This window comes from Micromonospora noduli, assembly GCF_003264475.1.
Taxonomy (GTDB): Bacteria; Actinomycetota; Actinomycetes; order Mycobacteriales; family Micromonosporaceae; genus Micromonospora; species Micromonospora noduli.
Genome location: NZ_PYAC01000020.1, coordinates 71,612 through 85,611, shown reverse-complemented (window position 1 = coordinate 85,611; position 14,000 = coordinate 71,612). Strand labels below are relative to the sequence as shown.

Below are 14,000 nucleotides of genomic sequence, written 5' to 3'. Positions count from 1 at the left end.
CGTCTCGCGGAAGGGGGCCGGTCCGTTGTGCTGGCGCTATGCCGTCGTCACCCGAGGGTGAGCGATCAGGCGAAGCAGTTGTCGATCGTGCCGCCCGGGATGGCCAGGCAGTTGGTCGGACGGTTCGCGGTGATGGCGGACTTGTCGTCCACGTTCACGTCTCCGAAGAAGCTGAAGACACCGCCCGGCTCGAAGGTGGAGAAGTTGTGGGCGACCTTCGTCTTCGACAGGTTGACCTCGCCGAAGATGTTGAAGATGCCGCCGCCGACCCCGATCGGGCCGATGGCCCGGTTGCCGACGACCTCGCTGTCGCGCAGCGTGGTGACGCTGAGGACGTTGAAGAGCCCGCCGCCGAAGAAGCCGGCGGTGTTGTCCTTGATGCTGCTCTTCTCGAACGTGACCGCGCTGTCGAAGGCGATGGCCACACCGCCACCGACACCGGCGGTGCTGTTCCTCTCGACCGTTGCGTTGTGCAGGTTGAGCTGGCTGTCCGCGGCAGCGAGACCGCCACCGGCGAGAACCGCGGTGTTCGAGACGAACTTGGTCTCGTACGCCGTGGTGTTGCCCTCGATGTCGAGGTAGCCACCGCCGAAGCCGAACGTCTCGTTGTCGGTGATCTCGGCCTTCTTGAGCTCGACAGTACCGCCGTCGACGTCGTCGGCGAAGATCCGCGCAGCGCCGTTGGAGATACCGCCACCACCGATGATGGCGGTGTTGTCCTTGATCTTCGACTCCTCGACCTTGAGCAGGCCGGCGTTGAACACACCGCCACCGAAGAAGAAGGCGGTGTTACGGGTGACGGTGCTGTGCCAGATCTTCGTGGTGCCGAAGTTGGCCACACCACCACCGTTGCCGCCCGACTGGTTCAGGACGACCTCGGACTCCAGGATCTCGGCGGTGCCACCCGGCTGCACCAGGATGCCGGCGCCGTCGGTGGCGTCCGGGTACTCCACGAGCGGCGTGACGACACCCGCCTTCGCGGTCGGCGCGGCCTTGGGCGTCACCTTCGGCGTCGCCGTCAGGCCGGCCTTCGGGTTGGCCTGACGGGCGGTGAGCGCCTGGTTCAGCGGGACGCCCGCCTTCACCTGCGCCGCGATCGCCTCGGAGTCCGAGTACGACGCCCAGACGGCCGCCGGCTCGACGCTGTTGTACAGCTCCAGGGTCTGGCCACCCTTGATGGTCAGGCCCTTGATCGTGAGGTGACCACCGGCGCCGACGTTGAGGATGCGGAAGTAGTCCGCTGTGGCTTCCCGAGAGATCGTGGTGTGCTCGCCCTTGAGCGTGATCCGCTCGGTGATCACCGGCAGGCCGTTGCCCTCGTAGTCGTTGCGGGACAGGTTGTAGGTGCAGCCCTTGGCCAGCTCCAGCACACCGCCGTGCCTGTTGTTGGCGAACACGATCGCCTGAATCAGCTTGTCGGTGTCGCAGGGCACCTCCTTCCCGCGCTCGTGGTCCTTGTCCCGGTCCTTGTCCTTGTCCTTGTCCTTGTCCCGGTCCTTGTTCCGGTCCTCGTCCTTGTCCCAGTCGCGCGCCTCGTCACCCCGCTGGTCGCCGTCCTTGCTGACCTGCGCGGTGTTCCAGTTCAAGCCGACCGCTCCGGCGCTGCCCGCGACGCCAACCGCCGCGAGACTGATCACGCCCGTCAAACCGGCCACGCCACTGGCGAGCCAGAGCTTGCGGCGGCTCTTGGCCGTCGCCCGCCCGGAGGCTTCGTTGTTCGTTAGGTAGTTGGACATCGGAGCTCTCTGCCCTCTCCTCGTACCAGACAGGGTCGCCGCCGTCAGACGGGCGTCCCCTGCTACAAATCGGTTGTAGCTCCCAAAACCACCGTATGAGAAGGTTCCTCGCCTCGCGGGCTTATCCGAGAGAAGCCCACATTCGGTTCATGTTGCCCCCAGCGGGGCCCGGACCGACACACCGCCGCCCAAGCCGGCCTGCACGCGCCTGACCTGCCCAAATGGGTACGCCCCTCCGAGCCGGTCACGGCTCGAAGGGGCGCGCCCTCTATGTGGTTCGGCCCCACCCGATCAGGCGAAGCAGTCCAAAACGTTGAAGCAGTTGGTCGGGCGGTTGGCAGTGACGGCGGACTCGTCGTCCAGCGTCACGGTGCCGCCGATGCTGTTGAAGATGCCCCCCGGCTCAAGGGTGGAGAAGTTGTGCGCCACCTTCGTCCGGTGGAGCGTGACCTCGCCGCCCTCGGTGTTGAGGATGCCGCCGCCGCGGCCGAACGGACCGACGGCCCGGTTGCCCGACACCTCGCTGTCGCGCAGCGTGGTGACGCTCTCCTCGTTGAAGAGGCCCGCGCCGGAGAAGCCCGCAGTGTTGTCGTTGATCCTGCTGTTCTCGATCGTCGCAACGCTGTCGTTGGTCACGGCCAGGCCGCCACCCGAGCGAGCGGCGCTGTTCTTGACCACCGTGGCGTCCTTGAGGGTGAGCTGGCTGTCGGCCACCGCGACGCCACCACCGTCGAGCACCGCGGTGTTGTCACTGACCGTCGTCTGGTGCAACGTCGTGGTGCCCTCGACATCCAGGACACCGCCGCCGAAGCCGAGCGTCTCGTTGTCGGTGACCTCGCTCTTGTGGACCCAGACCGAGCCGCCGTCGACCTCCTCGGTGAAGATCCGCGCCGCGCCGTTGGAGATGCCGCCGCCGCCGATGATGCCGGTGTTGTCCTTGATCTTCGACTCGTCGACCTGGAGTAGGCCGGCGTTGAAGATGCCGCCGCCGAAGAAGAAGGCGGTGTTGTGCGCAACAGTCGTCTTGCTGAGCCTGGTGCTGCCGAAGTTGGCCAACCCGCCGCCGTTGCCGCCGGACTGGTTGTAGAGCAACTCGCTGTCCAGGATCTCCGCGCGACCACCGGGCTGCACCAGCACCCCGGCGCCGTCGGTGAACCCAGGCTGCTCGACCAGCGGCACCACCGCCGTACCGGCACCCACCGGCTTCGCCGCCGCGGCCACCGGCTTGGCCGTGGCGGCCTTTGTTGCTGTCGCCGCGGGCTTGGCTGGCGCTGCTTTCGCGGCCTGCTTGGCGGAGGCCTTGGCGGGCGCGGCCTTGGCGGTGGCCTTCGTGGCCGGTTTGGCGGCGGTTGCTGCCGCCGTCGCTGCCGCTGGCTTGGCGCCGGCCGCCGTCGCGGTCGCCGGCTTCGCGGCGGGCGCCGCTGCGGCCGGTGGCGCGGCCACGGTCGAGCGGACCTGGACCGAGTACGGCGCCCAGACCGTCGCCGGGTCGGCGGTTATCGGGGACTGAAGGGTCTGGCCACCCCTGATGCTCAGGCCCTTGAGAGTGAGGTGCCCGCCAGCGCCGACGTTGAGGATGCGGAAGTAGTCGGCCGTGGCCTCGCGACCGATGGTGGTGTGCTCACCCTTGAGGGTGATGTGCTCAGTGATCACCGGGAGGCCGTTGCCGTCCTGGTTGCGAGTCAGGGTGTAGGTGCAGCCCCTGGCCAGCTCCAGCACGCCGCCGTCCTCGTTGTTGGCGAACGTGATCGCCTGGATCAGCTTGTCGGAGTCGCACGGGACCTGCTTGGTGCGGTCCTTCTCGTCGTGCTTGCCGTCCTTGCCGTCCTTGCCGTCCTTGCCGTCCTTCCGGTCCTTGCCATCCTCGCCGGACCGGTCGTCGAAGCCGCTCCAGTCGTCGCCGCTCCACTCGTCGTCCTGACCGCCGTCGTCCTTGGCGCCGCCCTTGTCCGCGCCGCCGTCGTCGCTGACGGTCTGCCGGTTGGTCGACGGCTGCGCGTCGGACACCTGGTCGGACTTTGGCTTGTCGTTCCGAGCGGCGACGCCGCCGAGGGCCGCGAGGCCGACCACGCCGGTCAGCCCGGCCACGCCGGCGACCCAGAGCGCCCGCCTTCGCCGTGTTGGCGGAGCCGTCGAGGCCCCGCCGTCGGTACTCGTTACGTCGTTGGACATCAGAGCCTTCCGCCCTTTCCTGCTACCAGACGGGATCGCACCGCCCGAGGCGCCACGACCAGCTACAAATGGGTTGTAGCCTCTGATCCTCACCGTATGAGAACCATCTTCGCGATGCGGACTTATCTGAGATAACCACGCATTTGGCTCAGGTCAGGTGAGGGCGGCCAACCGGTCCCGGCCGGTGGAAAGGGTCCCAAGCAGCACGAACACCGAATGTCGCTGGCCGAGTGGATCACGTCCGGGGCACCTGGTTGCCAGCCCTCAGTGAGGGTCGGGCGGGCTGCTGCGGGCCAGACGGCGGCTGGGACGGGCGGGGCGTGGCCGGGCACCTGGTTGCCAGCTGCCACTGACGGGCAGGCGGCTGCTGCGGGCCTGGGCCGGGCCAGACGGCGGCCGGGACGGGCGGGGCGCGGGCCGGAGGCGTTGGGTCAGGCGGAAAGCGCGGTCGGGCGTGGGTCGACTAGGGCTGGGCCGGACGCTTCAACGTTGCGGCGAGGTCAAGGTGCGGCGAGGTCGGTCCGTGGTGGGGTCGGTCCGTGGTGGGTGAACCACTCGGTTTTCTTGAAAACGCGGTATCCGAGCGGCCGGGACAGCGCGACTGCAAGGAAGTCGAGTGGATCACGCAGCGAACCCCTGGCCCGCCAGCCCTCAAGAAGGGCCAGGCGGGCCAGGGGCGGGGCTTGATTCGCCAACCCCGGCAGACAGCCGGCTCAGCTGGGCAGGCGGGGGCCGGCTTCGCGCTGCTCGGCCAGCCAGGTCTCCACCTCGTCGGAGGTGCGGGGCAGCCCGGCCGACAGGTTGACCGCGCCGGTCGCGGTGACCAGCACGTCGTCCTCGATCCGAATGCCCATACCGCGCAGCTCGGCGGGGACCAGTTCGTCCTCCGGCTGGAAGTACAGACCGGGCTCGACGGTGAGCACGTAGCCCTCACCCAGCGCGCCGTCGCGGTAGGTCTCCTTACGGGCGTTGGAGCAGTCGTGCACGTCGATGCCGAGCATGTGGCCGAAGCCGTGCAGCGTCCACCGTCGGTAGACGGTCGACTTCTCGTCCATCGCCTCGTCCACGCTCACCGGCAGCAGACCCAGCTCGGACAGGCCCTCGGCGAGCACCCGCATGCAGGTCAGGTGGACGTCCTTGAACTTCACCCCGGGGCGGATGGCCTCGATGCCGGCCTGCTGCGAGGCGTACACGATGTCGTAGACCTGGCGCTGTAGCGCGGTGAACCGGCCGCTCACCGGCAGGACCCGGGTGACGTCGGCGGTGTAGAGGTTGGGGCCCTCGACACCCATGTCCATCAGCAGCAGGTCACCCGGTCGGGTGGCGCCGTGGTTGTGCACCCAGTGCAGGATCGTGGCGTGCTCGCCGGCACCGACGATCGAGCCGTACCCGACGTCGTTGCCGTCGTGGCGGGCCCGCAGCGCGAAGACGCCCTCCAGCAGCCGCTCGGAGACCGCCCGGTCGGCCGGCAGGATCCGGGCGACGTCCTCGAAGCCGCGTACGGTGGCGTCGATCGCGTCCTGGAGTTGGCCGATCTCCCACTCGTCCTTGACCAGCTTCATCTCCGAGATGGCGATGGCCAGCTCACGGTCCCGGGCCGGCTGGCCCTCGGCGCGGGGCCCGTCGTAGGGGCGGACGGCCGCGTCCACCTGGGCGTCGAAACCGCGCAACACCCGGGTACGCCCCGGAGCCAGGTCGGCGAGCGTCGCCTCCAGACCGGTCAGGTCGGCGGTCGGCAGGCCCAGCTCGGTCGACTTCTCGCCGAGGGTGTGCCGCCGGCCCACCCACAGCTCGCCGTTGCGGCTGCGGAAGAACTCGTCGGTCTCCCGGGAGGACCGGGGCCGCATGTACAGCATCGCGTCGTGCCCCGAGCCGTTCGGGCGCAGCACCAGCACGCTGTCGGCGTCGTGGTCGCCGGTCAGGTAGGCGAAGTCGCTGCCCGGCCGGAACGGGTAGTCGGTGTCGTTGGCCCGGACCTTCTCGGTGCCGGTGGGGATCACCAGCGTCTCGCCGGGGAAGGCCGCCGAGAGGGCGGCCCGCCGCTTGGCGTAGTTGGGCGTCTCCGGGCGGGGCGTCACGGGGAGCGCGGTGTCGCTCCAGCCCTGCCGCATGAAGGACAGGAACGCCTCCGGGAAGTCCGGATCGTGCGATTCCGTACCGTCCGTCGGCGTACCGTCGGTCTGTCCCTCGGTCATTGCGCCGCTCCCTCCGCTTCGTTGCTGGTCCCGACGGTACCGCGCGTCCGGTTGCCGGTAACGCCCCTGGGAGTCGGGTGGATCGACGGACGGCTGCAAGGGCCGACAGCGCGCGTGGAAAGATGGCCACCATGTGCGGACTTCTGGCCTTCTTCAGCGCGAACGGCAACGCCGCCGCGCATCGCGACCACATCGCCGGAGCGTTGGAATGCCTGCACCACCGCGGCCCCGATGAGACAGGGGTCGAGGTGGTCGGCGACGCCTCCGGCCGGTACGCGGACGGCGTGTTCGCCCACAAGCGGCTGGCCATCATCGACGTCGCGTCGAGCCACGAGCCACTGCCCTACGCGAACGGCCGTTACCTGCTGACCTTCAACGGCGAGATCTACAACTACATCGAGCTGCGCGAGGAGTTGATCAGAAACTTCGGTGCCCAGTTCGCCACCGCCGGTGACGGCGAGGTGATCGTCGCGGGCTACCACTTCTGGGGTGAGCAGGTGCTCACCCGGCTGCGGGGCATGTTCGCCTTCGTCATCTGGGACCGGCAGGAGCGCCGGGCGTTCGGTGCCCGTGACTATTTCGGCATCAAGCCGATGCACTACCTGGAGACCGCCGACGGCCTCTACCTGGCCTCGGAGAAGAAGGCGCTGCTGCCGTTCGCGCACAGCAACTACCAGGGCGACGCGGGCGTCGACACGGCCAACCTGAGCCACTACCTGACCCTGCAGTACGTCCCCGAGCCCGGCACCCTGCACAAGGGCATCAGCCGGATCGGCTCGGGGGAGTACCTGAACTGGACCCCGGGCGGCCGGATCGACGTACGCCGGTGGTACCGGCCGGTGTTCCGGCCGGCGCCGGTCGACGACGAGCAGAAGCTCTACCACGAGATCCGCGAGACGCTGCGGGAGAGCGTGCGCATGCACATGCGCTCCGACGTGCCGGTCGGCTCGTTCCTGTCCAGTGGCATCGACTCCACAGCTGTGGTGGCGCTGGCGCGGGAGTTCAACCCGAACATCCTCACCTTCACCGTCGGCTACGACGTGCCGGGTTACTCGGAGATCGACGTCGCCCAGGATTCGGCCCGGCACCTGGACGTCACCACGATCCCCACCAAGATCGGTCCGCAGGACATGATCGACGCGCTACCGAAGATCGTCTGGCACCTGGACGACCCGGTGGCCGACCCGGCGCTGGTGCCGCTCTACTTCGTGGCGAAGAAGGCCGCCGAGCACGTCACCGTGGTGCTCTCCGGTGAGGGCGCGGACGAGTTCTTCGGCGGTTACACGATCTACCGGGAGCCGCTGTCGCTGGGCACCGTCAACGGTCTGCCCGGCGGCGTGCAGAAGGGGCTGCGCGCGGTTTCCAAAGCGATCCCGCAGGGGGTCAAGGGCAAGAGCTTCCTGGAGCGCGGCACCACCCCGATCGAGGAGCGTTACTACGGCAACGCCCGGATGTTCACCGAGGAGGAGAAGCAGCACCTGATGCGCCGCTACGACCCCTCGGTGCGCTACACGGACGTCACCGCCCCGATCTACGCCGAGTGCACCGAGCTCGACGACGTCACCAAGATGCAGTACGTCGACCTCTACACCTGGCTGCGCGGCGACATCCTGGTCAAGGCCGACCGGATCTCGATGTCGCACTCGCTGGAGGTGCGGGTGCCGTTCCTCGACCGGGAGGTCTTCGACGTCGCGGCGAAGATCCCGGTCGACCTGAAGCTGCCGCCGCGCTCCGACGCCACGAAGTACGCGATGCGTCAGGCGTTGCAGGGTGTCGTGCCGCCGGCCATCGTCAACCGCAAGAAGCTGGGCTTCCCGACCCCCACCCGGGTGTGGCTGCGTGGCGAGATGTACGAGTGGGCCCGGCACGTGCTCAGCACCTCGGGTGCGGGTGACCTGCTCGACCTGTCGTACGCGCTGCGGCTGCTCGACGAGCACAAGCGGGAGGAGGCCGACCACTCCCGCAAGGTGTGGACGGTGCTGATCTTCTGCATCTGGCACGCGATCTTCGTGGCCAAGACCCTCGACCCGGGCATCCAGCGCAACCAGTCCGCCCTGCTCACGAAGCCGGTCGTCGGCTCCATGGTCCGCTGACCCCTGCCCCACCCTGTTGATCAAGAGGTTTGCGTCATCCGGAGCGGTTCCGGTGACGCAAACCTCTTGATCATTTCAGGGTGGTGGTGGTGGTGGTTAGCGGCGGGCGCAGGTGACTGTGGGGAGTCCGTTGGTTCCTGTGGAGCTGGCCAGGAAGCCGAACGTTGTGGTGCCTTCCGGTGCGACGGTGCCGTTGTAGGCGACGTTTGTCGCCGTCACCGTCGAGCCGGACGATGTCTGGGTGGCACCCCAGATCTGACTGATCGCCTGCCCGTTGGGCCAGGTCCAGCTCGCGGTCCAACCGGCGAACGGCGTACTGCCGTGGTTCATGATCGTGACCTCGCCCTGGAAGCCGCCCTGCCAGGTGCTGGACACCTTGTAGGTGGCCATGCAGTCACCGCCGGACGGCGGCGGGGTGGTGGGCGGCGGGGTGGTGGGCGGCGGGTCGGTGGGCGGCGGGGTTGTGGGCGGCGGGTCGGTCGGCGTGCCACCCGGACCCACGCCGGTGACCTGGCCGTTGCCGCCGTCGAAGGTCACGTCGGAGCAGCCGAAGAAGTTCTCCTGCGAGTCCGAGCGGACCCAGCGGGAGTAGATGATGTGCCGGCCACTCTTGCCCGACGGCAGGTTGCCGCTGAAGTAGTAGTGCCCGTCGTTGCTGCCGACCGAGCCGCGCTGCGGCGGGTTGGTCACCGTGAGGAACGGCTCCTCCAGGTCACTCCAGGCCAGGGCCCGGGTCGGGCTCCAGCTGTTCTTCGTCACGTAGAAGTAGAACGTGCCCGGGTGGTGCGCCCAGTTGCTGTACTTGAAGTCCAACCGCGCCCCGGCGGTCAGGTGGGTCAGCGGCCAGTCGGTGCGGGGCAGGTCGTAGCCGCGGAAACCGGTTGCGCCGCCGCTGCACAGTTGCCCGTCCGGGATGAAGCCGGTGGTCCGGCCGCCAGCGTCGGAGCGCAGCACGCTGAACCAGTTGTACAGCGAGTTCGCCCCGCTCTGCGCCACGGCGGCAGAGCACGCGGGGTTGTTCGGCCTGATCTCACCGGTCTGGCTGCGGCCGTCCTGCCAGCACAGGTAGGTGCGGCTGCCCGGCGTCATCGCCGCGCCGTGCGCGGCGGCCGGCTGAGGATTGGACGCCAGGGCGACAGCGCCCAGCGCGAGGGTCATGGCCGCGGTGAGCAAGGCGGCCGTACGGGAACGGTTCACGGGTTCTCCTGACTCGCGAGGGGCGCTGCCTGAGCCGCCCCGCCGCAATCGGGTGGGATGTGGCGTGATCGCCCCGCTGTCGTGAGCGGTCGACGATCACGGCGACGTGCCCCGGCGGAAAACAGCCAGTGGACGTGCGCCGTCGACGGTCCTGTCCTGGACCGGTGCCCTCGCGTCTAACCAACCCGGCAACCGGCGGTGCCGCAGCCCTCGCACCGCCCGGTACGCGTCATCCCACCACGCCGCAGGGCCGAGCGCAATAGGTCTTCCTCGATGCATGAGAAGACCCGCCGGCCGCGGCTGGACGCCATATCCTGCGTACGGGGAGCGGGAACGGAGAGGCGGCAGCCGGTGCCGGACGTGTTCGACGAGGTGCACCGCCGGTGCCGCGACGGCGAGCCGATCGCGCTGGCCACCGTGGTGGCCACCTGGCACTCCGCCCCGCAGCCACCCGGTACCGCCATGGTGGTCACGACCGACGGCACGGTCATCGGCAGCGTCTCCGGCGGCTGCGTCGAGGCGGATCTCTACGAACGGGCCCGCCGTGTGCTCGACACCGGCCAACCCGAGCTGTGCCGCTACGGGATCAGCGACGACGACGCGTACGCCGTGGGCCTGACCTGCGGCGGCATCCTCGACGTGTTCGTGGAGCGCGTCGACACGAGAGCCCTGCCGGCGCTGGACGCGGTCGCCGCCGCCCGCCGCAGCGGCCACCCGGCGGCGATCGTCACCTGCGTGGCCGCCGACGCCACCGACGATCCACCCGCCGATGCCGGCAGTTCTCCGGGCGCCGCACCGACCGACCCGGCCCGGCGGCTCGGCCGGCGGCTGGTGCTGACCGGCCAGCGGTCCGTCGGCTCGCTCGGCGACGACCGGCTCGACGACGCCGCCAGCGCCGACGCCCTCGGGCTGCTCGCCGCCGGACGCAGCGGAATGCTCCGGTACGGGTACCACGGGCAGCGCCGAGGCGGCGGCATCAGCCTCTTCGTGACCGCGTACGCCACCCCGCCCCGGATGATCGTCTTCGGGGCGATCGACTTCGCCGCCGCGGTGGCCCGGATCGGCGCGTTCCTCGGCTACCGGGTCACTGTCTGCGACGCCCGGCCGGTCTTCGCCACCGCGCGGCGCTTTCCCGAGGCGGACGAGGTGGTGGTGCAGTGGCCGCACCGCTACCTGCGTACCGAGTTGGCGGCCGATCGGCTCGACGAGCGGACGGTGCTGTGCGTGCTCACCCACGACCCCAGGTTCGACGTGCCGTTGCTGGAGCTGGCGCTGCGCCACCCGCTGTCGTACGTCGGCGCGATGGGCTCACGACGCACCCACGACGAGCGTCACAAGCTGCTGAGCGAGGCGGGGCTCAGTCCGGCGCAGCTCGCCCGGCTCGCCTCCCCGATCGGGTTGGACCTCGGTGGTCGTACCCCGGAGGAGACCGCCGTGAGTGTGGCCGCGCAGATCGTCGCGGCCCGGTGGGGCGGCACCGGTCGCCCGCTCGCGGTACTCGACGGGCCGATCCACCAGCCGGGGTAGCGCGCACGTCGGTGCGTGGCCTTCCGCGCCCATCGGGCCGTGCGCTGTGCCAGCCTGGTGCCACGGAGATCGGCTCGGCGATCGGCGGCCGGTGGCGACGACGAGAGGATCGGCATGGGATACGCGGTGGTGCTCGGTGAAGCGCTCGTCGACCTGCTCGACAGCGAGCGCGACGGGGAACGGGTCTATCGGCAGGCCATCGGCGGCGGGCCACTGAACGTCGCCGTCGGGGTGGCCCGACTCGGCGGTGCGGCACAGTTCGTCGGCTCGCTCGGTGACGACGCGCTGGGCGGCCGGATCCGCGCCTTCCTCACCGCTGCCGACGTCGGGGTGGCCGGTGCGATCACCGTGCCAGCGCCGACCACACTCGCGGTGGTCACGTACGCCGGGCCGGAGCCGGACTTCCGTTTCTACGGCGAGCCGGCCTCCTACGCACTGCTCGGCCCCGATGATCTGGACCTGGCGCTGCTGGAGGGCGCCGACGTGCTCTACTGCGGCTCGATAGTGCTGCTGCAACCCGCCCCGCTCGCCGCCGCCCGCCGGGCCTGGTCGCTCGTCCCCGGCCTGCGGGTCTTCGACCCGAACGTGCGTCCCCGGCTGCTGGACGGGCCGGCCGCGCTGGAAGGGCTGCGCGAGGTGGTGGCCGAGTTCGCCGCCGGCGCGCACCTGGTCAAGCTGAGCGCCGCCGACGCGGTGCTGCTCTATCCCGGTGAGCCGGTCGAGGGGGTGGCGGCGTACCTGCGTGAGTTGGGGGCGGCCACCGTGGTGGTGACGCTCGGCGCGGCCGGTGCGGTGCTGGCTGCCGCCGAGGCTGACCCGGTCCGGGTGCCGGCCCCCAAGGTCAACGCGATCGACGCCACCGGCGCTGGTGACTCCGTGATGGCCGCGCTGATCGCCGACCTGCTCGTCGACGGTGAGCCGGAGGGCCCGTCGGGCTGGGCCGATCGGGTCGCCTTCGCGCTGCGGGTTGCCGGCCTGGTCTGCGAATCCCCGGGCGGCGCCACCGCCATGCCCACCCGCACCGCCGTACAGAACCGCTTCAACACCTAACCCCCCGCGCCCCCGCCCCACCCCACCCCACACCCCCGCGCCGACGGTTGGTCCGTTTTGCTCTTATTCGACGCCGCGGAAAGTGCAAGATCGCGGCAGGAGTGGGGCGGGGGAGCGCGGGTTGACCTCCGACTTTGTGAGCGTTAACATCGACGACACACGATGGAAGCGTGCGCGTCGTCGGGGAGGCTCTGATGCGGGTGGTTCTGGTACCTCTGGCGTTCCGCCGCGTCGCGGCCCTGCTGGTCATGCTGCTCGTGGCTGCCGGGATGGTCGTCGCCGACCCGCCGGAGCGGGCGGCCGCGTGGGACAACGGGGTGGCCGACACCCCGCCGATGGGGTGGAACAGCTACGACTCGTTCAACTGGAGCGTCACCGAGGCCGACGTCCGGGCCAACGCCGACTACATGGGCACCAACCTGCGGCAGTTCGGCTGGGAGTACGTGGTGATCGACTGGGCCTGGTACTACCCCGGTCGGCACAACAACAGCCCCAACCAGGACGCGAACCTGCAACCCCGGCTCCGGATGGACGCCAACGGACGGCTGCTGCCGGACACCACCCGCTTCCCCTCCGCCGCCGGCGAGAACGGGTTCAAGCCGCTCGCCGACTACGTCCACGCGAAGGGCCTGAAGTTCGGCGTCCACCTGATGCGCGGCATTCCCCGCCAGGCGGTCGCCGACAACGTCCCGATCCTCGGCACCACCTGCCGCGCCAACCAGATCAACAGCACCACCACCGCGGCCTGGCTCAACCTGATGTGGGGCCTGAACATGGCCAACCCCTGCGCGCAGACCTACCTGGACTCGATGTTCCAGCTGCTGGCGTCCTGGGGAGTCGACTACGTGAAGGTGGACGACATCGCCGCCCCGACGTACCGACAGTCGGAGGTCGAGGGATACCGACTGGCCATCCAGCGCAGCGGCCGCCCGATGGTGCTCAGCCTGTCACCCGGCCCGACCTCGGTGGCCAACGGCGCGCACGTCCAGGCCAACGCCCACATGTGGCGGATCGTCAACGATCTCTGGGACAACTGGTCGTCCGTGGACGCGCTCTTCGACCAACTGCGCAACTGGACCCCGTACCGCACCACCGGCGCCTGGCCCGACGCCGACATGATTCCGATCGGTCGGCTCTCCAGGTACGGGCCGGTCGGCTCGCCGCGATACTCCAACCTGACCCCCGACGAGCAGCGCACCCTGATGTCACTCTGGGCGATCAACCGGGCGCCACTGATGTGGGGCGGCAACCTGGTCGAGAACCGCGCCGCGGAGCTGGCGTTGATGACCAACGCTGCGGTCATCGGGGTCAACCAGAACAGCGCCAACAACCGTCAGCTCTACGGCGGCAGCCGGCAGGCGTGGATCGCCGACGTGCCGGGCAGCAACGATCGGTACGTCGCCCTGTTCAACAGGGACGGCAGCGCGGCGCAGGTGTCGGTGAACCTCGCCGACCTCGGCATCGGGTCGGCCGCCGTGACCGACCTGTGGTCCGGCGCGGCCCTCGGCACGGTGACCGGCACCCTCACCCGGTCGCTCCCGGCCCACGGAGCCGGGCTGTACCGGCTGACTCCGGACACCACAGTGCCGGTGCCGACCGCGTACACCCTCACCGCGCGACACAGTGGCAAGCTGCTGGACGTCTACAACAACGCGACCACCGACGGCGCCGAGATGGTGCAGTGGGCCGCGAACGGTCAGCCCAACCAGCGGTGGCGCTTCCAGGACGCGGGTGGCGGTTACCAGACGGTGGTCAGCGTGCACAGCGGCAAGTGCCTGGACGTCAACGGCGGTGCGAGCGCCACAGCCGACGGGGTCCGCGTGATCCAGTGGAGCTGCAACGGCGGCACCAACCAGCAGTGGCGCGTCCAGGATCTCGGCTCGGGGTACGTGCAGCTCGTCGCCCGGCACAGCGGCAAGTGCCTGGAGGTGCTCAACGCCGCCACCACCGACGGTGCCCGCCTGGCCCAGTGGACGTGTGGCACCGGCACCCACCAGCAGTGGCGGCGTACCCAGGTGTAGCTGCGCCGG

General features: G+C 69.8%; 8 protein-coding genes. 4 read left to right on the top strand and 4 right to left on the bottom strand.

Annotated features, from left to right (window positions below; genetic code table 11):
* Window positions 1-65 precede the first annotated feature (65 nt).
* From MED15_RS20465 to MED15_RS20455, 3 genes are all read right to left on the bottom strand, one after another.
* On the bottom strand, window positions 66-1,736 hold the full coding sequence (locus MED15_RS20465; RefSeq protein ID WP_167457696.1) for a hypothetical protein: 1,671 nt from the start codon (window positions 1,734-1,736) through the stop codon (window positions 66-68).
* A 291-nt stretch (window positions 1,737-2,027) separates the two neighbouring features.
* Window positions 2,028-3,908, bottom strand: coding sequence for a right-handed parallel beta-helix repeat-containing protein (locus MED15_RS20460; protein WP_112736677.1), 1,881 nt, complete (start codon window positions 3,906-3,908; stop codon window positions 2,028-2,030).
* Window positions 3,909-4,621: 713 nt separating this feature from the next.
* Window positions 4,622-6,103: an aminopeptidase P family protein gene (locus MED15_RS20455; RefSeq protein ID WP_112736675.1), complete on the bottom strand. Its 1,482-nt coding sequence runs from the start codon at window positions 6,101-6,103 to the stop codon at window positions 4,622-4,624.
* 131 nt (window positions 6,104-6,234) lie between these two features.
* Between MED15_RS20455 and asnB the strand changes: the two genes are divergently transcribed.
* Window positions 6,235-8,196, top strand: coding sequence for an asparagine synthase (glutamine-hydrolyzing) (asnB, locus tag MED15_RS20450; protein ID WP_091405235.1), 1,962 nt, complete (start codon window positions 6,235-6,237; stop codon window positions 8,194-8,196).
* Window positions 8,197-8,292: 96 nt separating this feature from the next.
* Here the strand turns inward: asnB and MED15_RS20445 are convergent, their stop codons facing one another.
* The gene (locus tag MED15_RS20445; protein ID WP_112583301.1) at window positions 8,293-9,354 is read right to left on the bottom strand and encodes a lytic polysaccharide monooxygenase; all 1,062 of its coding nucleotides are present in this window, start codon (window positions 9,352-9,354) and stop codon (window positions 8,293-8,295) included.
* A gap of 390 nt (window positions 9,355-9,744) precedes the next feature.
* Between MED15_RS20445 and MED15_RS20440 the strand changes: the two genes are divergently transcribed.
* From MED15_RS20440 to MED15_RS20430, 3 genes are all read left to right on the top strand, one after another.
* Window positions 9,745-10,920, top strand: coding sequence for an XdhC family protein (locus MED15_RS20440; RefSeq protein WP_112733647.1), 1,176 nt, complete (start codon window positions 9,745-9,747; stop codon window positions 10,918-10,920).
* A gap of 114 nt (window positions 10,921-11,034) precedes the next feature.
* Window positions 11,035-11,970, top strand: a complete 936-nt coding sequence (locus MED15_RS20435; RefSeq protein WP_112733645.1) for a PfkB family carbohydrate kinase — start codon at window positions 11,035-11,037, stop codon at window positions 11,968-11,970.
* A 194-nt stretch (window positions 11,971-12,164) separates the two neighbouring features.
* Complete coding sequence (locus MED15_RS20430; protein WP_146766736.1) at window positions 12,165-13,991, top strand: alpha-galactosidase; 1,827 nt, start codon at window positions 12,165-12,167, stop codon at window positions 13,989-13,991.
* Window positions 13,992-14,000 lie beyond the last annotated feature (9 nt).